The sequence below is a fragment of the Flavobacterium agri genome (genome assembly GCF_013401995.1).
GTDB lineage: Bacteria > Bacteroidota > Bacteroidia > Flavobacteriales > Flavobacteriaceae > Flavobacterium > Flavobacterium agri.
The window spans coordinates 459,322-484,556 of record NZ_JACBJI010000001.1 but is presented as its reverse complement, the minus strand read 5'-3'; the positions used below and the strand labels follow the sequence as shown (position 1 = coordinate 484,556).

The window sequence follows — 25,235 nt, the reverse complement described above, 5'->3', positions numbered from 1 at the left end:
AATCCACCGAAAATTGTTGATTACTAATTGTAGATTGTCAATTGCCGAGTAGCAATTCAACTTATATTTGCGCTTTACCTTTCGCAAAAAATGGAGCAATTCGTAGTATCGGCACGCAAATACCGCCCGCAGACCTTTAAGGATGTGGTCGGACAGCAAGCTATTACCAATACGTTGCTCAATGCGATCGAGACCAATCACCTGGCACAGGCGTTGTTGTTCACAGGCCCGCGAGGTGTAGGAAAAACGACATGCGCGAGGATTTTGGCGCGCAAGATCAACCAACCCGGTTACGACGACCCGAACGAGGATTTCGCATTCAACGTTTTTGAACTCGATGCGGCTTCGAACAACTCGGTGGACGATATCCGGAACCTGATCGACCAGGTGCGCATCCCGCCACAGACCGGACAATACAAGGTTTACATCATCGACGAGGTGCACATGCTCTCGACTTCGGCTTTCAACGCGTTTTTGAAGACGCTCGAAGAACCGCCGAAGCATGCGATCTTTATTTTGGCGACGACCGAAAAACACAAAATCCTGCCGACTATTTTGTCGCGATGCCAGATTTTCGATTTCAAGCGAATCACGGTAAAAGATGCTAAGGAACATTTGGCCGAAGTCGCGCAAAGCCAAGGTATCACGGCCGAGGACGACGCTTTGCACATCATCGCCCAAAAAGCGGACGGTGCGATGCGCGACGCCTTGTCGATTTTCGACCGCGTGGTTTCGTATTGCGGAACCAACCTCACGCGCCAGGCCGTGACCGAAAACCTCAATGTACTCGATTACGAAACGTACATTCAAGTAACCGATCTTATTCTCGAGAACAAGATTCCCGAATTGCTCGTCACCTATAACGACATCCTTGCAAAAGGTTTTGACGGACATCATTTCGTTTCGGGATTGGCGTCGCATTTCCGCGATCTGCTCGTATGCCAGACACCGGCTACGCTCAAACTTCTCGAGAAAGGAGAAACCGCACAACAATTGTATTCAAGTCAATCATTGCGCGCCGACCGCGACTTTCTGCTCAAAGGAATCGAAGTGGCGAACGATGCCGATTTGAAGTACAAAGTCAGCCAGAACCAACGATTGCTAGTCGAGCTTTGCCTTATGCAATTGGCCTCCATCACCTATGATGGAGAAAAAAAAAAGTTGACGGCTTTATAATCCCGCCCAATTTCTTCTACGGAAGGCTTAAGGATATCGAGGTAAGTACACCCGAAATCGTGATTGCCGAACCTGCAAAACCCGAGCCAGCCCCGCAAATCCTCACACATACGATTACCGAAGTACAAACGGTCGAGATCAGCGACGGTGAAAATTCTGTGACCGAAACCGTCGTGGTGAAACAGACCGCTCCGGTATCGGCTTTGTCGCTTGCGAGCATACGTGCCAAACGCGAACTCGAACAATCCCAAAAGAGTATTGTCCGTACGACCGAGCACCTCACCGAGGCGTTCAATGAAACCGACATGTTGCTGCAATGGAACAAATACGCCCAAAAACTTTCGGACAACGGCCAAAAGATCATGGAAGCGCTTTTGCTGATCAACGATCCTAAACTCGACGGTACGACGATTGTCCATGAACTTCCGAACGAAGGCTCGAAAATCGACTTTGAAGGCGGAAAACACGATTTGGTCGGTTATCTCCGCGGGAAACTGCACAACCACGACATCGACATAAAAATCGTCGTAAACGAAAAGATGGAAAGCAAAAAAGCGTTTACGCCACAGGATCGATACAACAGGCTCAACCAGATCAATCCGCAATTGGATACGTTGAGACGTACTTTCGATTTGGATTTTTAACGTCGGAATTCCTATCCAAAACAGTTTTAGTTTTCTTTTTCGGTCAAGACTTTTTCGATGCGCGTATCGGGAATCAGCCACATGAGCGCTACGAAAACGTAGATCGCACCCGAAATCCATTCGTTGAAGAAAGAACACACGATTGCGCTCGAATACAATACGGCCGATGCCTTGCCTTTCAAATCTTTGCCCACAGCCTTTTTGAGCAGTGAATCCTTGCCCTGGCTTTTGATGATACAGGTTTGAAGCATTACGAACGCCAATCCCGACAAGAGCAGATCGAGTCCGTAAAGCGCGATTGACGCTTGCGAGAAATGGTTTTCTCCCATCCAGGCCGTCGTGAAAGGCACGAGCGACAACCAAAACAACAAGTGCAGGTTCGCCCAAAGGATCTTGCCGTTCACGTGTTTGGCGCTATGCAACATGTGATGGTGATTGTTCCAATAAATACCTATGTAAAGAAAACTGAGCACGTAGCTCACGAATTTAGGTGCGAGTGCGAACAATGCCTCAAAAGTCCCTTCTTCGGGCACTTTCAATTCAAGCACCATAATCGTGATGATGATGGCCAATACGCCATCGCTAAAGGCTTCGAGTCTGGTTTTGTTCATTTGACCGATGTGATGAATTTGGTAAGTCCGTCCATATAGGTTTTCTGGTCGTCGTAAAGGCTCATGTGGCTTCCGTTAGTACAATACAGGTAATGGCCGTCGGGAATCTGTTGCGACATCCATTCCATGTATTTAGGATCCATGGTATCGTATTTCGCTCCGATGACAAGAGTCGGCATCTTGAGATTCTTGAGGTCGTTGCTCCTGTCCCACTTTTCGAGCCTACCCGAAATCCCGAATTCGCTCGGACCTTGCATCGTCACGTACAAAGAAGCGTTAAGTCTCGAGAATGCGCGCGTGACGGGTTCCGGCCACTTGTCGAAAGGCAGTCGAAGGATGTGCTTTTCGTAAAAGTTCGGAATCAGCAGTTTCATGTATTCGGGATTCTCGAAATCTTTTCTGGCCTCGATGTCGCGGATTCTTTTGAGTACGTCCGGATTCATGCCTTTTGCCAAAACTTCGGAATATTTGCCGTATTCGGGCGCGCTTGCCATCATGTTCGAGATGATCAAACCTTTGAGTTCGTTGGGATATTTGAGTGCGTATTCAGTTGCCAAAATCCCGCCCCATGAATGACCGAGCAAAAAGAAATTGCTTTTGTCGAGGTTCAATGCCTTTCGCACTTGTTCGACTTCTTCGACATATCGCGCCAAATCCCAGAACGCCGTATCCTTGGGGTTGTCTGAAAATCCTGTTCCCAATTGGTCGTAGTAAATGAACTCGATTTCCTTTTCGGGCAGGAAGTTTTCGATGCATTCGAAATATTCGTGCGACATGCCCGGACCGCCGTTCAAAAGCAGCAGTTTCATTTTCGGATTGTTGCCGAAGCGCTTCGTCCAAACCTTGAAATTGCCTTTTGGCGTAGAAATGTCGATGACTTTTACGTTGCCGTTCTGTATGCCGCTTGAAGTTCTCGAAAAGTACTCGGACGTTTCCGATTTTGTTTCCGCCTGACGGTTGCAACCCACAAAGACGAGCGCCAGTACGAAGCTGTATACCAATGCTTTCATAAGGAAAAAATTTAAATCTTCCCGTAATATAAGGCTTTTATGATTCCGTCCGACAGACCGATTTTGGGCACGTAAATGTTGCGCGCACCACTCCATTTCATCGCGTTGAGATAGATCTGCAACGCCGGAATGATGACGTCGGCACGGTCGGCATTGAGGCCAAGTTCGGAAATACGCTGTTCGTACGACATCGAATTCATCAGCGAATACTGCGAATTCAGGTACATATACGAAAGCGGTTTTTCCTGTAATTTACCCGAAAGCTTGAAGATTTTGTTGATGTTTCCACCCGAACCGATAAGACTGATGTTGTCGTAATCGACCGAATGCTCTCGGATCCATGCCTCGATTTCTATCCACACCGATTCGTGCACCATGTGGTTGATGAAACGCACCGTGCCGATCCGGAACGATTTAGAAGCCACGATTTTCCCGTTCGAAAACAATGAGAATTCGGTACTGCCGCCGCCCACATCCACATATAAATACGTATTTTCTGTTTTTAGCAGGAAATGCAGATCGGTCGAGGCGATGATGGCCGCTTCTTTTTTGCCGTCGATGATTTCGATGTCGACACCCGATTCTTTGGCGATGCGTTCCACCACTTCTTTTCCATTGTCGGCTTCACGCATGGCCGAGGTTGCACAAGCCATGTACTTTTCCACTTTGTGCACTTTCATGAGAAGCTTGTAGGCTTTCATGGCGTCGCACATGCGCACGATGTTCTCTTCGGAAATTTCGCCTTTGGTGAACACGTCCTGGCCCAAACGGATCGGAACGCGCACAAGCGACGATTTGGTAAATTGGGTTTCTTTCCCGGCTTCTTCTATAATGTTGGCCACGAGCAATCTTACGGCATTGGAACCGATGTCGATCGCGGCGTATTTACGGATATTGATCAATTAATGTTGAGTTGTCGAATCGTCGATTATAAAGACGATTCGGATTTATGTCTAAATTGGAAAAACGTCGAATGCAAAGCGATTACGGCATCCTGCCACTACTTTCCGCTACTGCTTTCTGCTTTTCCTCTTCGTCTTTCGCGATTTTGTCGAGATAGTAGTTGTACATCTCGAATTGGGCGCGGAACACCGGATTTTCACCTCTCGCACGATAGATATTGTCGAGTTTTTCTGAATGGAAGCGCGCTTTCACGTTTCCTTTCCAACCGATCTCGAACGTTTCTATGAGTTCCCTTTTGATGCCTTCGTCGTAGATCGGACACGTCACTTCCACACGCGCGTCGAGGTTGCGTCGCATCAGATCGGCCGAACCGATGTATACCTCGGGCCTGTCGTCGTTGCAGAAAATAAAGACACGCGAATGTTCGAGGAAATTGTCGACGATACTGATCGCTTCGATGTTTTCGCTCATGCCAGGCACACCCGGAATCAACGCGCAAATACCGCGTATCTGCAAACGCACCTTGACACCGGCGCGGCTCGCGTCGTACAGTTTGTCGATCATCGGAAAATCCGAAAGGCTGTTCATCTTCATGTCGATGTACGCCGCACGGCCCAAAGTCGCGTTCAAAATCTCGCGGTCGATGAGTTTTCCGAATTTGGTTCGTGTGTAATGAGGCGAAACGATAAGGTGCTTGTATCGGTGAAGCCTGTAGTTCACCTCGAAAAAGTCGAATACTTTCGAAGCTTCCTTGAGTATTTGCTGATGACTCGTGAACAACGTCACATCGGTATAAAAACGCGCCGTATTCTCGTTGAAGTTTCCGGTCGAAATGAAGCCGTAACGTTTGAGTTTTCCTTTTTCGATGCGTTCGACGACACAGATCTTGCTATGGACTTTAAGGCCTTTGATACCGAAAATCAGGTTAATGCCTTCGGTTTGCATCTGCTCTGCATACGAAATGTTACTGGCTTCGTCGAAACGCGCCTGCAATTCGATCTGCACGGTTACTTTCTTGCCATTTTTGGCCGCGTTGACAAGCGAACTCACGATCTGGGAATTCTGCGCGAGGCGATACAACGTGATTTTTATCGTCGTGACGTTCGGGTCGAGCGCCGCTTCACGCAAAAACTTGATCAGGTACGAGAACGATTGGTATGGCGCGTACACCATATAATCTTTCTCTGCGATCTTGTTGAGCACGCTTCCGTCGAGGCCCAAACCCCTAACCGGAACAGGCGTTTTTTGCTTGTACAGCAAGTCGTATCGGCCCAAATTAGGAAAGTCCATATAGTCGCGACGGTTGTGGTAACGCCCGCCGGGAATGATGGAATCCGAGGAATCGATCTCGAGATGCGTCAGGAAAAACTTGAGCGTGTCCTTGCCGATCGATTGGTCGTAAACGAAGCGTACCGGCTCACCGATCCGGCGTTCCTTTACCGAATACGCGATCTTTTCGAGCATCGATTTAGACATATCCGAATCGATATCGAGTTCCGCATCGCGCGTAATTTTTATCATGTGCGCCTTGACGCTTTTGTAATCGAAAATATTGAAGATACTGTCGAGGTTGTAACGGATCACGTCGTCGAGAAGCATCACGAATTGCTTGTCCTCCACCGTCGGCAGCACCACGAAACGATTGATCGTCTTAGGCATTTCGATAAGCGCGTAACGCACCTCTCGTTTGGGCTTGACCAGGTTGATCAGCGGATTTTTGTCGGGAGGCGTATTGAGTACGAGCTTGACCGCGAGATAGCCCGCCGTGTCTTTGAGCAGCGGGAATTCGGCCAAATCGTTGAGGATGATCGTCACCAACGCCGGACTTACCTTCTGGATAAAATAATCCTTGATGAAATTCTCCTGTTCTCTGGTCACTTCCTTTTCGTTGACCATGAAGATGTTTTCCTTGGCCAGTTGGTTTTCGATCACGTTGAGTATGCGCAAGCTTTCGGATTGCTGGCGGATCACGATTTCGGTAATGTCTTTCACCAATTGTTGGGCCGAGACGCCGCCGAGCAATTTCTCGCCCGACTCGCCCGAAAGCGCAAGCCTGCGTATGGCGGCGAAACGCACACGGAAAAACTCGTCGAAGTTGTTGGAAAAAATTCCGAGGAATCGAAGCCTTTCAAGCAATGGGACGGTCTCATCGCCGGCTTCCTGTAATACCCTGGCGTTGAAGGCTAGCCAGCTTTTTTCTCTGTCTATGTACCTATATTGGTCTGAACTCATTCTTTAAATCTCTTGGGAAAAGGACTTTGCGGGTCTTTCCTTTGTCGATCCCGCTCCAGTCGTCGGAATCAAATGTAAGAGAGACGACCCCAGAAGTCGTTACGTTATCTATAAAGATATCCCCAAATTTATTGACAAAATTCGTGATGGCCTCATTATGGCCGAAAAGAATAACATTATCGTAATCGTTGTCTATGTCGCGTATCTCTTTCTCGAGTTGACGTTCGTCGAACGTATAAAGATCTTCGTTGTACTGGATGCTTTCTACGGGATACGAAATGTTCTGCGCGAAGATCACCGCCGTCTCGGATGCGCGTTTGGCGGGGCTGCTTATGATGACGAACGTTTTCGGCAAAGAATCCGAAAGCGAGGACGATACCAGATGCGCATCTTTTATACCTCTTTGCTGCAGCGGACGGTCGATATCACGCAACGGAGCGTCCCAACTCGATTTGGCATGCCTGACTACGATTAGATTCTTCATAATTAAGGTTTTAGCTGTGTGCTTTCAAGTTAAGCAAAAATCGTTCGACGGTAAAATTTTTTGGGAATAATTTATCCGTGAATTGCTTGCTCGAAAACGATTTTCCAACAGCTTAATCCTGATAACTTTTTTAACAAAAAACAGTAACATTTTTTAGTCGTTTTCAGACACGAACAACTCAAAAATGCATTTCAACGATGCTAAAAAGAGTAAAAAACGACCAAAAACACAAAAATTCGACCAACTACTTTTTTTAGCGCTTTGTTAACAATCGATGAAATGTTTTCAACAACTTATTGTTGATTATATATTGTAGTCATAGTATTACAATTATAGTTAAATAGTGTATTTTATCTATGTTTTTATGTATTTTATCGATAAAATATTTGGTAAGTATTTTTATTACATATACTTTCGATTCGTAAAATCTTAAAAAAACTCTAAAAAAGTGTCAAAATGCCAGCAGAAAAACCGCAAAAAACAGTAAGGATTTTTATACAAAAACCAACTTTTGGGATAAAAACCGACCCAGAAAATGAGTCAAAAAATGCTTTTGAACGAGTTTTCGGGTTGTTGGTAGACTAAATGAGACAAGATTGAAGTCAGTATCTAATTTAGCCCACCGGTGATTAAGCCAGCGATGTGCCTAATCGTCAAAACGTGAATTAAAAAGCACCGAAATGAAACACCAGATCCCAATCAGATTAACTAACCGAACAGACAATTCCTTACTGTCTGGAAAACAAATCCAATTCATGATGAGAATGCTACTCCTTTTGGTATTTGTCTTTTCTGCGATGGACATTACGGCCCAAACGGCCAGAGGCACCAAATCGGCTGCCGCTTCGCAGAGTGAGTCAACGGTTCAGGCCATCGTACATGTAGATCAGTTCCTGCAAAGCCTCCAGGCTAACAAATCGGGACAGGTCAAACATGTAAGAAGCCTTTTGAACGACGTCCAACCTTCGGCCTATGTAGAAGCCGGAGCGGTCAAGACGTACGGGTCAAGCCCGGTATGCCTGTTTACGGATGTCAGGTCTTTTTCAAGCCTTGGCAGTCTCAACCTTCCCCAAAGCGTTGAGATCGTGACCGTAAAATTCAAGAGCCAAAGTGATTTTTCGGCCGCACTCGACCTGTCGGTGCTTTCAGCCTTCCCGAGATTGCAGTATGTGTATCTCGTTTCGGAAGTGAATGTGACCGGACCGAAAATCATTTCGATCGTACACAATACAGATCCGCGATACAGTGTCTTCTATAACATCCCGACACTGCACTAAGCAGCGATTTATATAAAAGCAGAGAATATGAAAAACATATACTTCAAGTCTAAAATTGCGACTCCCAAATTCCTGATGCTGTTACTTACGGCACTGTTGGGATTCACCTTTGCTGCAAACGCTCAGGTCCGTGTACCGTTCACCCAACGCACTTCGCAATTCAGTCCTACGAAAAAGATCTACAGCATCAAGGGTGACTTCACCATGATGGGTAACACCAACCTTACGTTGCAAAACTACGGTGACCTTACCCAGAACGGTAACAACACCATGGTCTATGTAGATGTCGATTCGCCAACCGCTACAGGTTTGGGCGGTACGCAAACGTTCAACTCGTCTTCGGCTACTTTGGGCTTGTCGACAGAGAACGGAGCGGTGCCTTCGTGTTCCAACATCATCTACGCCGGTCTTTACTGGACAGGTCGTGCCGGAAACAGCAGCCCGAACAACAATACGTTCAGCGTCACGAAAAGCTCTCCGGCTCCGGGTGCGGCTTTGAACCAGACACAGACGGTCGACCATAACGAGGATATCGCCAGCTCGAACTACGACATGACGGTTTCACGTCAAGGCGGAAGCAACGCGCGTTATCCGCGTTACCGTTTCTCGAACGGCACTACCGAATATGACTTCATCTTCCAGAACGACAATACCGTAAGCGTACGCATCAATGGCGGAACTTATAGTGTTATCGGCTCAACGGTAGCTACGAACGGCAGCAACAAAACGGCCACATTGACTACGCCTTATGTAATCAACGACGGTTTTGTGGTCATCACGATCAACTCGTTTACGCGTCCGTCTTCGACCAACTTGAGCGAAGGCGATTACCAGTCAGGCTCTACCGCTTCTGTTCATATCGGAGGAAATGCCAACTCAACGCTCGACGTCACCAAAAACTTCGACAAGAGAAAAATCCAGTTCAAAGGACCGGGCGCTTCTTCTTACTCGGAATTCACGGCGAACGCCAGCGACATTTATTATCCTACAACCCAGGATGACTACATGTACTCGGCTTATGCCGAAGTTACCGACTATGTCAAGACTCACGGACTTGGTGAATATACCGCCGCCGACATCGCCCTTATCGAAGGAAACGGTGGAGGAACCGGATATTACGGCGGTTGGGGACTTATCGTAGTGTACGAAAACTCCAAAATGAAATACCGCGACGTAACGATCTTTGACGGTCACGCTTATGTTATCGGCGGTACGGCGAGCAACGACCTTCCTATTTCAGGATTCAATACTGTACAGGCGGGTCCGGTCGGAATCAAACTTGGTCTGATGGCTGGTGAAGGCGACAACGGAATTTCTGGCGATTACTTCCAGATCCAACGTCAGGACAACAGTACATGGCAGAGCTTGAACCATTCGGCGAACAGCACGGGCAACTTCTTCAACTCGAGCATCCAGACTGCGGGTGCGAGAACGCCTAACTTGGTGAACAATACGGGTCTCGACATCAGTATGTTCAACCTTCCGAATACGGGCAACGGCTTGATCACGAACAACCAGACTTCGACGACTTTCCGTTACGGTTCGACTCAGGATACGTACATCATCTTCGCGATCGCAATGGCGGTGGATGCTTATATCCCAGATGTTGAAGGCGATCTTTCTGCGGTCAGCATCAATAACGTTCCCGTTCCTGCAGTAGGTCCTTATACCGCTTTGCCAGGACAGGAAATGGAGTTCAAGATCAACGTGCGCAACCGCGGGACCGAGGCGATCAACAACGCCAAACTTACCATTCCGATCCCTTACAACACCGAATATGTGAACAACAGTGCGGTAAGACAGGTTTTCTTTACACCTGCTCCGACACCTAACTCTTTGACATTCAACCCGGCAATCGGATCGAACGGATCTGTGGTTTGGGATATCGGAACGCTTCCTGTTCCTGCGAACCCGGACACGATTTTGGGTACGTTAACTTTCCGAATCAGCGTCACTACCGATTGCGAATTGTTGAAAAACGCGAACTGCCAGAACATCGTAGCCGTTAACGGTTCATTTACCGGTTCGGGCGCGATTACCGGAATCGTATTCAACGACCGCGACCTCATCCAAGGCTATACCACGAACGGAACTTGTCAGGGAACTGCGATTTCGGCTCCGCTTTTGGTGAACGTGAACGCTCAGGATTACGTAAACACGCACTGTCAGTCTACGCCTCCTATTACGGCCTTTACTTTCTGTAGCACGGGTGCGGCTATTCCGATCACTGCGGTTTCGGGAAGTTTCCCTAACGGATCTACGTTCTACAACCAATATCCGGTAGGACCGAACACCACACAGTATACGATCAGCAACCCATTCCCTGCCACGCTTGGTACGCAAACGTACTATGCCGTGCCTCCGGGAGCTTTGAACGGTTGTTTCTTCCAGTTCACGATTACCGTTACGACCATCAACACTACTCCGACGGTCGCCGGCCCTGTGAACTATTGCCAAGGAGCTAATGCTTCGCCACTTACGGCTACACCAAGCTCTCCTGGCCTCACATTATATTATTATCTGACTCAGAACGGTCAGCCGCAAATGTCGATCACGCCTGCAACCGGTAACGTAGGTACGTTTACGTATTATGTTGCCGAGGCGCAAAGCCCGACATGTATCGGACCAAAAGTGCCGATTACCGTCAACGTATATCCGGCTCCGGCCGTTACGGCTCCGACCAATGCTACTTTCAACGGTTGCGGTCCGGACGTGATTACGGGTCTTACCTACAGCACTTCGCCGGTAACGATCACTTTGGCGCAGTTCCAGGCTGCCGGTGGTAATATCTCTAACGTTGCCAACATCGGTAACTATACTATTACGTATACCGACGTTCGCTCTGGAAACTGTCCGGTTGTCGTTACACGTACTTTCACGGTTACTTCTGCTTGCGGAAACGTGAACGTGACACAGACGATCAACATCATGGACAGCACGCCTCCGGTAATTGCCGGTTTGCCTGCTGAACCTACGACACTTCAATGTCCTGAGACTCCGACATGGGTAACACCATCGGCTACGGATAATTGCGAAGGATTGGTCACTTTGACCTCTTCGGATACGACTGTTCAAGGAAACTGTGGTGGTTCTTACACCATTACCAGAACTTGGACCGCTACCGACCTTTGCGGAAACGTGGCTACCGCTACTCAAGTATATAATGTAGTGGATACGACTGCTCCGGTAATTTCACAATTGCCTGCAGCGACTACTATCGATTGTCCGGCGACTCCATCTTGGACGACTCCGACGGCTACCGATACTTGTGGCGGAAACGTGACATTGACTTCTAATGACGTAACGACTCCGGGATCTTGTCCTAACTCGTACACCATCGTAAGAACTTGGACTGCGACGGATGCTTGCGGAAACACAGCTACCGCTTCACAAACGATCAACGTTCAGGATATCACGGCTCCGACCATCACGACTCAAGCGCAAAACTTGACGATCCAGTGTACTGCAGGAAACCAGAACGCTTTGAACCAATGGTTGGCTTCTAACGGAGGCGCTGTTGCAAGCGATTCTTGTTCTGCCGTTACATGGTCGAATAACTTCACTACGATCGGAACCGATTGTTCGGCCGCAGTAACCGTTATGTTCACGGCTACCGACGCTTGCGGAAACACCGCTACGACTTCGGCTACCTTTACCGTATCTGACACTACCGCTCCGGTTGCTCCAGCAGCTCCGGCTAATGTGAACGTCGCTTGTGCTTCACAAGTTCCTGCTAACGTGACTTTGACTGCACAGGACAACTGTTCTGGTGCGATCGCGGTTCAAGGTACAGACGTGACGACTCCCGGCAACTGCCCGAACTCATTCACCATCGTACGCACTTGGACATTTACCGATGCTTGTGGAAACTCCTCTTCAGTTTCTCAAACCATCAATGTAAACGATACTGTCGCTCCGGTTGCTCCTGCAGCTCCGGCAAACGTTACGGCTCAGTGTTCAGCTCAAGTTCCGGCTAACGTTACTTTGACCGCTCAGGACAACTGCCAAGGCGCTATCGAAGCTCAAGGCGTAGATGTGACTACTCCTGGCGCTTGTGCCGGATCGTTCACGATCGTTCGTACCTGGACTTTCGCCGATGCGTGTGGAAACACTTCATCCGTATCTCAAACAATTACGGTTAACGATACTGTTGTTCCGGTTGCTCCACAAGCTCCGGCCAACGTAACTGCCGCTTGTGCTTCTGAAGTTCCTGCGAACGTTGCTTTGACCGCTCAGGATAACTGTCAGGGTGCGATCACCGTTGAAGGTGTAGATGTGACTACTCCTGGAAACTGTCCGAACTCGTTCACGATCGTTAGAACCTGGACTTTTGCTGATGCTTGCGGTAACACTTCATCCGTATCTCAAACAATTACCGTTAACGATAACGTAGCACCGGTTGCTCCACAAGCTCCGGCCAACGTAACTGCCGCTTGTGCTTCTGAAGTTCCTGCGAACGTTGCTTTGACCGCTCAGGACAACTGTTCTGGTGCGATCACCGCTCAAGGTGTCGATGTGACGACTCCGGGCAACTGCCCGAACTCGTTCACGATCGTTCGTACTTGGACTTTTGTTGATGCATGTGGAAATTCATCATCGGTTTCACAAACTATCAATGTAAACGATACTGTTGCTCCGGTTGCTCCAACAGCTCCGGCAAACGTAACTGCTCAGTGTTCTGCTGAAGTTCCTGCGAATGTAACGTTGACCGCTCAGGACAACTGCTCCGGTGCGATCACTGCTCAAGGTGTCGATGTGACGACTCCTGGTAACTGCCCGAACTCGTTCACGATCGTTCGTACTTGGACTTTTGTTGATGCATGTGGAAATTCATCATCGGTTTCACAAACGATCAGCGTAAACGACAACGTCGCTCCGGTTGCTCCAGAAGCTCCGGCTAATGTGACTGTCGCTTGTGCTTCTGAAGTTCCGGCGAATGTAACGTTGACCGCTCAGGACAACTGCCAAGGTGCGATCACCGCTCAAGGTGTCGATGTGACCACTCCTGGTCAATGTGCGAATTCATTCACGATCGTACGCACTTGGACATTTGCGGACGCTTGCGGAAACACGTCATCTGTTTCTCAAACCATCTCGGTTAACGATAACATTGCACCTACAATTTCCGAATTGCCGGCTGCAACCACTATCGACTGTCCTGCAACTCCATCTTGGACGACTCCGACCGCAACAGACAACTGTTCCGGTGCGGTTCAGTTGACTTCTAACGATGTGACGACTCCGGGATCTTGTTCTAACGCTTACACTATCGTAAGAACTTGGACGGCGACCGATGCTTGCGGAAACGTAGCGACTGCTTCACAGACTATCAATGTTCAGGACATCACTGCTCCTGTCATCACGGCCCAGGCCCAAAACCTCACGATCCAGTGTGGTGCGAACCAGAACGCATTGAACGATTGGTTGGCTTCTAACGGAGGCGCAGCTGCTACCGATTCATGTTCTGCCGTAACCTGGACGAATAACTACAACGGAATCGGAAACGATTGTTCTGCCGCGATCACTGTAATCTTTACAGCTACCGACGCTTGCGGAAACGCTTCTACGACTTCGGCTACGTTCACCGTATCTGACACTACCGCTCCGGTTGCTCCTGCTGCTCCGGCGAACGTGACTGTTCAGTGTACTGCCAACGTTCCTGCGAATGTTTCTTTGACTGCTGTTGACAACTGTGCCGGAAACATCACGGTTCAAGGTGTAGACGTTACGACTCCTGGTGCTTGCGCCGCATCGTTCACGATCGTTCGTACCTGGACATTCGTTGATGCTTGCGCCAACACGTCATCGGTTTCACAGACTATTACAGTAAACGATACGACTGCTCCGGTTGCTCCACAAGCTCCGGCCAACGTAACTGCCGCTTGTGCTTCTGAAGTTCCGGCGAACGTTGCTTTGACCGCTCAGGATAACTGTCAAGGTGCGATCACCGTTGAAGGTGTAGATGTGACTACTCCTGGAAACTGCCCGAACTCTTTCGTAATCGTTAGAACCTGGACTTTTGCCGATGCTTGCGGAAACACATCATCCGTATCACAAACAATTACCGTCAACGATAACGTAGCCCCGGTTGCTCCTGCAGCTCCGGCAAACGTGACAGCGGCTTGCGCTTCTGAAATTCCGGCCAATGTGACTTTGACCGCTCAAGACAATTGTCAAGGCGCTATCACTGCCGAAGGTGTAGACGTAACGACTCCGGGCAACTGTCCGAACTCGTTCACTATCGTGCGTACCTGGACGTTTACCGACGCTTGCGGAAACACTTCATCGGTTTCTCAAACTATTTCGGTTAACGATAACGTAGCTCCGGTTGCGCCACAAGCTCCGGTTAACGTGACGGCTTCTTGTTCTGCCGAAGTTCCTGCTAATGTTACTTTGACCGCTCAGGATAACTGTTCCGGTACTATCGAAGCTCAAGGTGTAGATGTTACGACTCCTGGTGCTTGCGCCGGTTCGTTCACCATCGTCAGAACTTGGACATTTACCGATGCTTGCGGAAATACGTCATCTGTTTCTCAAACCATCTCGGTTAACGATACTGTAGCTCCGGTTGCTCCAGAAGCTCCGGCTAACGTAACGGCTCAGTGTGCTGCCGAAGTTCCGGCCAACGTGACGCTGACGGCTACCGACAACTGTGGTGAAGTCATCACGGCTCAAGGTGTAGATGTGACGACTCCTGGCAACTGTGCCAACTCGTTCGTCATCGTTCGTACCTGGACTTTTGCCGATGCTTGCGGAAACACTTCATCGGTTTCTCAAACGATCACGGTCAACGATAACATCGCTCCGGTAATTTCTGAATTGCCAGCTGCGACGACTATCGATTGTCCTGCAACTCCGGCGTTCGCTCAAGCTACGGCTACCGACAACTGCGCCGGTGACGTGAACTTGACTTTCGAAGATGTGACGACTCAAGGACAATGTGCCGGTTCATACTCGATCACTCGTACTTGGACTGCGACAGACGCTTGCGGAAACACAGCGACTGCAACCCAGACTATAAACGTTCAGGATATCACTGCTCCGACCATCACTGCCGAGGCTCAAAACCTTGCGATTCAATGCGGTGCAGGAAACGAGAACGCGCTTAACGACTGGTTGGCTTCTAACGGAGGCGCGACTGCGACTGACGCTTGTTCTGCCGTGACCTGGACCAACAATTATAACGGAATCGGAAACGACTGTACATCGGCTGTAACGGTGATCTTCACTGCTACCGATGCTTGCGGAAACGCTTCTACGACTTCGGCTACGTTCACCGTATCTGACACCACCGCTCCGGTTGCTCCAGAAGCTCCGGCTGCCGTAACTGTTCAGTGTGCCGCCGACGTTCCTGCTAACGTAACGCTTACAGCTACCGACAACTGTGCGGGTAACATCGCGGTTCAAGGTGTAGATGTGACGACTCCTGGCCAATGTGCCGGATCGTACACGATCGTTCGTACCTGGACATTTGTCGATGCTTGCGCGAATTCGGTTTCTGTTTCTCAAACCATCACTGTAAACGATACTGTAGCTCCGGTTGCTCCTGAAGCTCCGGCTAACGTAAACGTATCTTGTGCCGGTGAAGTTCCTAGCAGTGTGACCTTGACTGCTCAAGACAACTGCCAAGGCGCTATCACTGCCGAAGGTGTAGATGTAGTGACTCCAGGTTCTTGCCCGAACTCGTTCACCGTGGTTCGTACATGGACATTTACAGATGCCTGCGGAAACAGTTCTTCCGTATCTCAAACCATCAATGTAAACGATACTGTAGCACCTGTTGCTCCTGAAGCTCCGGCTAACGTAACGGCTCAATGTACAGGCGAAGTTCCGGCTAATGTAACGTTGACAGCTATCGACAACTGCGGTGAGCAAATCGCTGCACAAGGTGTCGATGTAACGACTCCTGGCCAGTGCGAAGGTTCTTTCACGATCGTACGTACCTGGACATTTACCGATGCTTGCGGAAACTCATCATCTGTTTCCCAGACTATCTCGGTTAACGATACGACCGCTCCGGTTGCTCCACAAGCTCCGGCTAACGTAACCTTGGCTTGTGCCGGTGACGTTCCTGCAAACGTTTCGCTTACGGCTACAGACAACTGTGGTGGAGAAATCACTGCAGAAGGTGTAGACGTAACGACTCCAGGAAACTGTGCGAATTCGTTCGTAATCGTTCGTACCTGGACTTTCGCTGATGCTTGCGGAAACACTTCATCCGTTTCTCAAACCATCACGGTTAACGATAACGTTGCACCTGTAATCGCCGAATTGCCAGCGACATCTACAATCGAATGTCCTGCAACTCCAGAGTTCGCCCAAGCGACCGCTACCGACAACTGTGCCGGTGACGTGACCTTGACTTTCGAAGATGCGACTACTCAAGGACAATGCGCAGGTTCTTACTCTATTACCCGTACATGGACTGCAACCGACGCTTGTGGCAACACAGCAACGGCTACGCAAACCATTAACGTACAAGACACTACTGCTCCTACTATTACAGCCGAGGCTCAAAACCTGGCTATCCAATGTGGAACAGGAAACGAGAATGCGCTTGAGCAATGGTTGGCTTCTAACGGAGGCGCCACTGCTACAGATTCTTGTTCAAACGTGACTTGGGCAAATAACTACAACGGAATCGGAAACGACTGTTCTGCTGCCGTAACGGTAATCTTTACTGCTACCGACGCTTGCGGAAACGCTTCAACGACTTCGGCTACGTTCACAATTTCAGATACGACTGCTCCGGTTGCTCCAGAAGCTCCGGCCAACGTGACTGTGGCTTGTGCCGCTGAAGTTCCTGCCAACGTATCGCTTACCGCTATAGACAACTGTCTTGGTGAGATCAGCGTTCAAGGTGTAGACGTTACGACTGCTGGCCAATGCGCCGGAACGTACACTATCGTTCGTACCTGGACGTTTACCGATGCTTGCGCGAACACGACTTCGATTTCACAAACGATCAACGTGATCGACAACGTGGCTCCGACTGCTTCTGAAGCTCCGGCTAACGCAACTGTTCAATGTGGCGATGCACTTCCTGAAAACGTTACTTTGACCGCTACCGACAACTGTGGCGAGCAAATTTCGGCTCAAGGTGTAGATGTGCAGACTGCTGGCGAATGCCCCGGAACGTACACGATCGTACGTACTTGGACTTTTGCCGATGCGTGCGGAAACACTTCGTCCGTATCACAAACCATCAACGTGATCGATACTGTTGCTCCGGTTGCTCCAACAGCACCAGAGAGCGTAACAGCTCAATGTGCCGGTGAAGTTCCTGCTGCCGTAACCCTTACTGCTGTAGACGCTTGTGGCGGAAACATCGAAGGTGTAATGACAGAAGAAATAACAAAAGGTGCTTGCGTTAATTCGTTCAACATCGTACGTACCTGGACATTCACCGATGCATGTGGAAACGCTTCGACTGTTACCCAAACGATTTCTGTAAACGACAACGTTGCTCCGGTTGCTCCAGAAGCTCCAGCCGACGTTACTGCACAATGTGCCGGTGAAGTTCCTGCTAATGTTACTTTGACTGCACAAGACAACTGTAACGGTGCTATCGCTGTAGAAGGTGTAGACGTCGTAACAGCAGGAAACTGTCCGAACTCGTTCACTATCGTTCGTACCTGGACATTTACCGATGCATGCGGAAACACTTCATCTGTTTCTCAAAACATCTCTGTTAACGATACGACTGCTCCTGTTGCTCCTGAAGCTCCGGCCGATGTGACTGCATCTTGCGGTGGCGAAGTTCCGGCCAACGTTACTTTGACTGCTCAAGACAATTGTAACGGAACAATCTCTGCAGAAGGTGTAGATGTTGTTACAAAAGGCGCTTGCCCGAATTCGTACACCATCGTACGTACTTGGACATTCACCGATGCTTGCGGAAACACTTCATCTGTTTCTCAAAACATCTCTGTCGGTGATACGACTGCTCCGGTACTTCCTGAGAACGTACCTGCAAACGTGACTGTGTCCTGTGCTTCCGAAGTTCCGGCTGCCGTTACTTTGACAGCTACCGACAACTGTAGCGAAACACCGATTACCGTTGAGGCAGTTGACAGCGTTGCTCCAGGAAACTGTGCGAACTCTTTCGTGATCACACGTACTTGGACATTTGCCGATGCTTGTGGAAACACTTCTGTAGCGACTCAAGTGATCACCGTAAACGATACGACTGCTCCGACGTTCAACGAGCCGACTCCAGCCGACGTGACTTTGTCTTGCGACGAAATCCCTGCAGCTGCTACGCTTACTGCCGTTGACAACTGCGGAAACGTTGCCGTAGCCGTTACCATGACAGAAACTACTACACAAGGCACTTGCGCCGGATCGTATACCTTGACAAGAACTTGGTCTGCGACAGACGCTTGCGGAAACGTAGCGACGGTTTCTCAAGACATCAACGTCATCGATAACGATGCACCGACATTCGTAGAAACTACTCCGGCTCCGGCGATCACAGCCGAGTGCGGTCAGGTTCCTGCTCCTGCAGTACTTACTGCGGTAGACGGATGTAACGCGGCTCCGAATGCAGTGGTTTACGCCGAAAGCAGCGTTCCTGGACAATGTCCGGTAACGGAAATCATCACACGCACATGGACTGCTACGGATGCTTGCGGAAACGTTCAATCATTCACACAAATCGTAACGGTTCAAGATACTACCGCTCCAACAGTCAACGAAACGCTTGAGCCTGTCGTGAATGTGACTTGCGACCAAGTTCCTGCCGTTCCTACGTTGACATTCAGCGATGCTTGTTCAACTGTCGGTACTCCTGTCTTCACAGAAGTGATCACTGAACCGGTCGGCGGAAACTACAGCATCACCTGGACGTGGGTCGTAGCCGACGCTTGTAACAATACGGCTACTTTCACTCAAGTGGTGAACGTGACGATCTCGAACAGCGAAGTGACCGTAAACCGCGACGAGTGTAACCAAGACTCGAGTTTGTCCATCGACTTGACCACATTGCTTCCTGCAGGAACTCCTGCCGGTGGAACGTTCGTCAACGTAGACGGAGTGCTCGGATTGAACGGAAACACATTGACGCCTTTCCAAACGCCAAACGGTACTTACACGATCGATTACGTAGTGGACGATGTGACTTGTCCTCGCGTGGTGCATATCGAAATGAACCTGAACGAAACGTTCTGTGAGGTCGATCCGGCCTGTACGGTAACCGTGAACAATGCGTTCTCGCCGAACAACGATGGTATCAACGAGGTGTTCAACATCTCTGGTTTTGAAAATACAGAGTGTGTGGTTTCGAACAACGTTGAAATCTATAACCGTTGGGGTATACTGGTATTCGAAATGAAGAACTACAACAACAATGACCGTGCTTTCCGCGGAGTATCCGAAGGAAGGGTAACATTGAAGAAGGATGACGAACTGCCTACTGGTACGTACTTCTACATAATTTCCTACAAGAAAGCCGATGGTACAAGTGGTAAACTAGACGGATATTTATACCTTTCAAGATAAGAAACTCAAATCTAACGCCCGGGGCGTAAAAACCCCGGGTCAAAAACAATAGACTAATGAAAACAAGATTATTAATTTTCGTTTTGATGTTGGCAGGGTTCTCATCGTGGGCACAGCAAGATGCACAGTATACCATGTACATGTACAACACCATCAACATCAACCCGGCATATGCAGGTTCGAGAGGCGTGCTGAGCGTTTTCGGATTACACCGTTCCCAATGGGTCGGTCTTGACGGGGCTCCGGTTACCAATTCCGTTTCTGTGAACTCTCCGATCGGCGAAAGCAATCTCGGAATCGGGGTTTCGTTCCTCAACGACAAGATCGGGCCGACAACAGAAAACAACATCTCTGCCGATATCTCCTACACTATCCGCACCGATGAAATCCACAAACTCTCTTTTGGTATCAAAGGAACAGCCAATCTCTTCAATCTTGACCGAAGCAAGCTGAACCCCGAAAACCAAAATGACCCGAGCCTGGTCGGATTCAGCAATGAATTCTCTCCAAACGTAGGTGCAGGTGTTTACTGGCATACCGATAAATACTACATCGGATTGTCCGTGCCGAACTTTATCGAGACGACACGTTACAGCGACAACGACGTTTCCATCAACAAAGAGCGTATGAACTATTACCTTATCGGAGGTTACGTTTTCGAACTCAACCCGATATGGAAACTCAAACCCGCCGTTTTGGCCAAAGCCATCACTGGAGCGCCATTGCAAGTGGACGCTTCCCTGAACGCGCTTTACGACGACAGATTCATGCTAGGAGCGGCTTACCGTTGGGATGCTGCCGTAAGTTTCATGGCCGGTTTCCAAATCACGCCGGGTCTTTTCCTGGGTTACGGTTACGATTTGGAAACGACAAGATTGCGCAACTACAATTCGGGTTCGCATGAGATTTTCCTACGCTATGAATTCTTCAGCAATAAAAACAAGATCATATCTCCTCGATTCTTCTAATACGTAAACAGTCATGAAAAAAGTACTACTCAGTCTATTATTCAGTGTCTTGTCCTTGTACACCTTTGGGCAGACTACCGGTTTAAGACGCGCCGACAAGAACTATGACGGATATGCGTATATAGATGCGATCAAGACCTACGAGCGCATTGCCGCAAAAGGTTACAAGAACGCCGATCTGTTCAAGAAACTTGGCAACGCCTATTACTTCAACTCCCAATTCGACAAAGCGGCTTCCTGGTACGACCAGTTGTTCGCGATGACGAACGATGTGGAAACCGAAGTGTATTACCGCTATTCACAATGTTTGAAAGCCGTCGGAAATTATGCCAAGGCAGACGACATGATGAACGCGTTCGTCGCCAAGACCAATGAAGACCTTCGCGGGAAGAATTTTTCGGAACACAAGGACTACATGAAGCAGATCGAAGCCAATTCAGGACGCTACAACATTGGTGACGCGGGCGTGAACTCTAAATATTCCGATTACGGAAGTACGGTTTACGAAGGCCAGTTGGTTTTCTCATCGGCTCGTGATACAGGGAACTTCGTCCAGCGCAAGCACAAATGGTCGAACCAATATTTCACCAACATGTATGCCGCGGCGATCACAGGTGACTCTGTCGGAAAATCGATGAAATTCGCGAAAAACGTCAATACGCGTTTCCACGAAGCGACTCCGGTTTTCTCTAAAGACGGAAAAACCATGTATTTCACGCGAAACGATTTCAACGACGGCAAGAAAGGCATGAGCGGCAGCCGCATCACACTCCTGAAAATCTACAAAGCGACGAAAGTCGTAGAGAAAAAGGAGAAAGACAGCACCGTAAGCTGGACAAACGTTATTGAATTGCCATTCAACAGCAGTGCTTACAGCGTTGCGCATCCGGCTTTGAGCGCCGATGGCAAATGGTTGTATTTCGCATCGGATATGCCTGGCGGAAAAGGGCAATCTGACATCTGGAAAGTTGAAATCACAGGTGACAATTCATACGGAACACCTGTAAATCTTGGCGATTCGGTAAATACCGAAGGAAAAGAAACGTTCCCGTTCGTGACCAACGAAAACGAATTGTACTTCGCTTCGGACGGCTATCAAGGCCTTGGCGGAATGGATCTTTACATGTCGCGCATCAACCAGGACGGTACATACGAAGAGCCACAAAACCTAGGTGCGCCGGCCAACTCCAAAATGGACGATTTCGCGTATTACATCGACACCAAAACACGCAAAGGTTTCCTTACTTCGAATCGCGAAGGCGGAGCCGGATCGGATGACATCTACAAATTCCTCGAAACACGCAAATTGATCTGCGAACAGGAATTGTCCGGTATCGTAACCGATTTGGCCACGGGAGAAGTGCTTCCGAACACCAAAGTCACGCTGTTCGACGAGAAGTTCAACAAACTCAAGGAAGTCATGAGCGACGACAAAGGTTTCTATGATTTCGGTACCGTCGATTGCGGAAAAGCATATTACGTGCGCGCCGAAAAAGAAGAGTACGAAACCAAGGAACAAAAAGTCACCATTTCGAAAGACAGCGGAAAGACCGATTTGCCTATCCAACTTGAAAAACGCATCAAGCAGGTTAAAGTGGGCGACGACCTTGCCGACGTATTCGGTATCAATTACATCTACTTCGACCTTGACAAATGGGATATCCGTCCGGATGCTGCCGTTGACATCGCAAAAGTACTCGACGTGTTGATGCAGTATCCGACGATGTCGATCGATATCCGTTCGCACACCGACAGCCGGGCATCCCACAAGTACAACCAGAAGTTGTCTGAGCGTCGTGCCAAGTCAACACGCGATTGGCTGATTTCGAAAGGAATCGCTCCGGAACGCCTTACCTCTAAAGGTTACGGGGAAACCCAACTCGTGAACAAGTGTGCCGATGGCGTACAATGTACAGAGGAAGAACACCAGAAAAACCGTCGTAGCCAATTCATCATTACGGCACTTTAATACAGTAAACACCAAAACCAAAATGAAAAAGCATCCGCGTAATAACGGATGCTTTTTTTATTCTACTATCTGGTGGAATTCTTTGCTTAGTCTATTTTGGCGAACATAGCCGTATAATATTTCTTCCCAGTTGACGGATCTTCAGAAACCGAAATCCCGAAATGGGTAAAATTGCCTTCAATAGCGGCTTTGTGTCCGGAACTTCTCATCCACGCGTCGAAAGCACCTTGGGCATATTGGTAATTGTAAGCGACATTCTCGCTCACGTTTTGCGCACCAAGCGTTTCGGCCAAATCCTGGGCGCGCTGCTGGAACTGGTCGTGGTTCACGACGTTGTTCTCTATCATATAGGTATTGTGGCCTTCTGAAGCCAATGAAATATAATTTACCAAAGTCAACGAAGACAGACCGATACTTTCGCGATGATTGTTGATCAGCTGCGACATTTCAAGTTCATCGGCATCGTAAGAGTAAGAAGTGGTGTCCTCGATGTTTGAGGGATCGGGATTTGAAGAAGATGGTGTTGCAATTTCAGAATCGGCAGAACACGATACGGCCACGGCGCAAAAAAGCACAAGGCCGAGAAAACGAATTTTCATCATTTGTAGGTTAGTTTAGGGATTTGGAAAACGGCATTCCACTTGGGGGAAGAAAAATGCCGGTAATGCTTTTTAGTTGCCCAAGTATAACGAAATATCAGATGAAGTATTGAAAAAAATCGACGAAATGCACAATTTAAGATTTTTTACTGAGAGGAATCGTACATACGATATTTCTTCTGCCCCAAAAACAACCTACAAAAAGCAGAAAACCGCCCTTTGGGAAGGCGGTTTTTCTCGTCAAAACAAAAACAATTTAATTCAACTCAATTTTATTTCTTTATGAAAATATTCGTGTAATATTTTTTTCCGGTGTTCTCGTCGATGGTTACGGAAATCCCGAAGTGTGTGAAGTTCCCTTCAATGTTCGCTTTGTGTCCAGGACTGTTCAACCAAGCGTTCAAAGCTCCCGAAGGCTGTTGGTAATTGTAGGCGATGTTCTCATTCACCTTAACCGCACCGAGGTTTTCCATGATATCGTGGGCACGCTCATCGAATTGATCGTGGTTGACCACTTGGTTCTCGATCATATATTCGTTGTGTTCTTCCGATTTTACCGAAACGTAATTGATGAGCTCCAAAGCGTTCAAGCCTTGGCTTACGCGGTAATCGTTGATGAGTTGTGCCGTGGTGAGTTCCAATTCGGAATAGTTGTAATCAACTACCGTATTTTCGTGTTTTGCTGGCGCGGTGGCTTCTTCAGAATCTGAAGAGCAAGAATTGAGTGTGAATACGAAAGCGCACAATAATACTGTCTTAAGTAAATTTGTTTTCATAAACATTAGTAGGTTAGGCAAAGGCAGATTGTGGGGCAAACTGGGCTTTGGTGTTTTTATCTTTGGAATTTAAAGTAGATTGTGGGGCAAACTGCTTTAAGGGTGATTAAGAACGTTTTGGTGTTTTTCTTGAGTCAATATTACAGCAAACATCGTTTAAATGCCAAAAAAAATCGATGAAATGCACAATTTAACTTTAAACATAAATAAATTTCCTACAATTTAATGTATTAATGATTATTACAGACATAAAAAAACCGCTCTCAAAAGCGGCTTTGTTTTGTGTATTTGATACTTAAGGAGACAATCGGTCGCGTTGCCAACTGTAATCGTGCAGTACTTTATAGCGGATGCGGTCGTGAAGACGATTGGGCCTTCCCTGCCAGAACTCTATTTCTACTGGACGCACCAAATAACCGCCCCAATAATCAGGACGCGGGATTTCCTTTCCTTCGAATTCCTTTTCGAGCGCTTTCAATTTTTCCTCGAGATAATTACGATTCGGGATGATTTCGCTTTGATGGGACACGATCGCGCCCAATTTGCTTCCATCTGGCCTGCTTTCGAAATAACCGTCCGACAGATTCGGGATCACTTTTTCGGCCACACCTTTAATGATGACCTGGCGTTCCAGTCCGGGCCAAAAGAAAGAAAGACAAAGATTCGGGTTTTCGGCTATCGCTTTTCCTTTTTCGGATTCATAATTCGTGTAGAACACAAATCCTTCGTACGTAAACTGTTTGAGCAATACGATGCGCGATTTCGGGAAACCGTCGAGTCCTAAAGTCGAAACCGTCATGGCGTTCGCTTCATGTACCAATCCCGATTCGTCGGCCTCGTAAAACCATTTGCGGAAAAGTTCCATAGGCTCGTCGGGCAAACCCATGTCGCCCAATTCGCTTTTTTCGTAGGATTGTCGGTAGTTGCTTAGGTCTTCCATTTTTGCAAAGTATTTGTGAGATCTTTTTGTGAAATGTGAAATGTGAAATGTTGTTTGTGAAATGTTAGATGCACAGTACATGATGATATGTTTTTAAAATAGACCGCATCTCACATCTTACATCTCACATCTCACATCTCACATCTT

Annotated in this window: 15 protein-coding genes; 7 read left to right on the top strand and 8 right to left on the bottom strand. The window is 48.3% G+C overall.

Features of this window, described 5'->3' with window-relative positions; genetic code table 11:
- Positions 1–90: 90 nt before the first annotated feature.
- Both dnaX and HZF10_RS18035 read left to right on the top strand, forming a co-directional pair.
- Complete coding sequence (dnaX, locus tag HZF10_RS02320; RefSeq protein ID WP_176004564.1) at positions 91–1,176, top strand: DNA polymerase III subunit gamma/tau; 1,086 nt, start codon at positions 91–93, stop codon at positions 1,174–1,176.
- A gap of 59 nt (positions 1,177–1,235) precedes the next feature.
- Positions 1,236–1,820 carry a DUF8439 domain-containing protein gene (locus HZF10_RS18035; RefSeq protein WP_246282445.1) on the top strand — a complete coding sequence of 195 codons (585 nt, stop codon included), beginning with the start codon at positions 1,236–1,238 and terminating at the stop codon, positions 1,818–1,820.
- 26 nt (positions 1,821–1,846) lie between these two features.
- Here HZF10_RS18035 and HZF10_RS02310 read toward each other — a convergent pair whose 3' ends face one another.
- From HZF10_RS02310 to HZF10_RS02290, 5 genes are all read right to left on the bottom strand, one after another.
- On the bottom strand, positions 1,847–2,431 hold the full coding sequence (locus tag HZF10_RS02310) for a TMEM175 family protein (protein ID WP_176004563.1): 585 nt from the start codon (positions 2,429–2,431) through the stop codon (positions 1,847–1,849).
- Entirely contained in the window at positions 2,428–3,441 is a 1,014-nt protein-coding gene (locus HZF10_RS02305) for a proline iminopeptidase-family hydrolase (RefSeq protein WP_176004562.1), read from the bottom strand. Before HZF10_RS02305 ends, HZF10_RS02310 begins: the two co-directional genes overlap by 4 nt.
- Positions 3,442–3,452: 11 nt before the next feature.
- Positions 3,453–4,343: a Ppx/GppA phosphatase family protein gene (locus tag HZF10_RS02300; RefSeq protein WP_176004561.1), complete on the bottom strand. Its 891-nt coding sequence runs from the start codon at positions 4,341–4,343 to the stop codon at positions 3,453–3,455.
- A gap of 82 nt (positions 4,344–4,425) precedes the next feature.
- Positions 4,426–6,576 (bottom strand): polyphosphate kinase 1, encoded by a 2,151-nt coding sequence (ppk1, locus tag HZF10_RS02295; protein ID WP_176004560.1) that lies wholly within the window; start codon positions 6,574–6,576, stop codon positions 4,426–4,428.
- On the bottom strand, positions 6,557–7,060 hold the full coding sequence (locus tag HZF10_RS02290) for a SixA phosphatase family protein (RefSeq protein WP_176004559.1): 504 nt from the start codon (positions 7,058–7,060) through the stop codon (positions 6,557–6,559). Before HZF10_RS02290 ends, ppk1 begins: the two co-directional genes overlap by 20 nt.
- Before the next feature lie 456 nt (positions 7,061–7,516).
- Here HZF10_RS02290 and HZF10_RS18030 point away from each other — a divergent pair, with 456 nt between their 5' ends.
- The 5 genes from HZF10_RS18030 (at position 7,517) to HZF10_RS02270 (ending at position 22,773) form a co-directional block, all read left to right on the top strand.
- Positions 7,517–7,645 (top strand): hypothetical protein, encoded by a 129-nt coding sequence (locus HZF10_RS18030; protein WP_257008551.1) that lies wholly within the window; start codon positions 7,517–7,519, stop codon positions 7,643–7,645.
- A gap of 173 nt (positions 7,646–7,818) precedes the next feature.
- Entirely contained in the window at positions 7,819–8,337 is a 519-nt protein-coding gene (locus HZF10_RS02285; protein ID WP_176004558.1) for a hypothetical protein, read from the top strand.
- Positions 8,338–8,364: 27 nt separating this feature from the next.
- Positions 8,365–19,836 carry an HYR-like domain-containing protein gene (locus HZF10_RS02280; RefSeq protein WP_176004557.1) on the top strand — a complete coding sequence of 3,824 codons (11,472 nt, stop codon included), beginning with the start codon at positions 8,365–8,367 and terminating at the stop codon, positions 19,834–19,836.
- 56 nt (positions 19,837–19,892) lie between these two features.
- Complete coding sequence (locus HZF10_RS02275) at positions 19,893–20,804, top strand: PorP/SprF family type IX secretion system membrane protein (protein ID WP_176004556.1); 912 nt, start codon at positions 19,893–19,895, stop codon at positions 20,802–20,804.
- Between the two features lie 13 nt (positions 20,805–20,817).
- Positions 20,818–22,773, top strand: coding sequence for an OmpA family protein (locus HZF10_RS02270; RefSeq protein ID WP_176004555.1), 1,956 nt, complete (start codon positions 20,818–20,820; stop codon positions 22,771–22,773).
- 86 nt (positions 22,774–22,859) lie between these two features.
- Here the strand turns inward: HZF10_RS02270 and HZF10_RS02265 are convergent, their stop codons facing one another.
- The 3 genes from HZF10_RS02265 to pdxH all read right to left on the bottom strand — a co-directional run bounded on the left by HZF10_RS02265 (position 22,860) and on the right by pdxH (position 25,088).
- Positions 22,860–23,375 carry a CAP domain-containing protein gene (locus HZF10_RS02265; RefSeq protein ID WP_246282444.1) on the bottom strand — a complete coding sequence of 172 codons (516 nt, stop codon included), beginning with the start codon at positions 23,373–23,375 and terminating at the stop codon, positions 22,860–22,862.
- Between the two features lie 269 nt (positions 23,376–23,644).
- Positions 23,645–24,148 (bottom strand): CAP domain-containing protein, encoded by a 504-nt coding sequence (locus HZF10_RS02260; RefSeq protein ID WP_176004554.1) that lies wholly within the window; start codon positions 24,146–24,148, stop codon positions 23,645–23,647.
- A gap of 295 nt (positions 24,149–24,443) precedes the next feature.
- Positions 24,444–25,088, bottom strand: a complete 645-nt coding sequence (gene pdxH, locus HZF10_RS02255; RefSeq protein ID WP_176004553.1) for a pyridoxamine 5'-phosphate oxidase — start codon at positions 25,086–25,088, stop codon at positions 24,444–24,446.
- Positions 25,089–25,235: the final 147 nt, after the last annotated feature.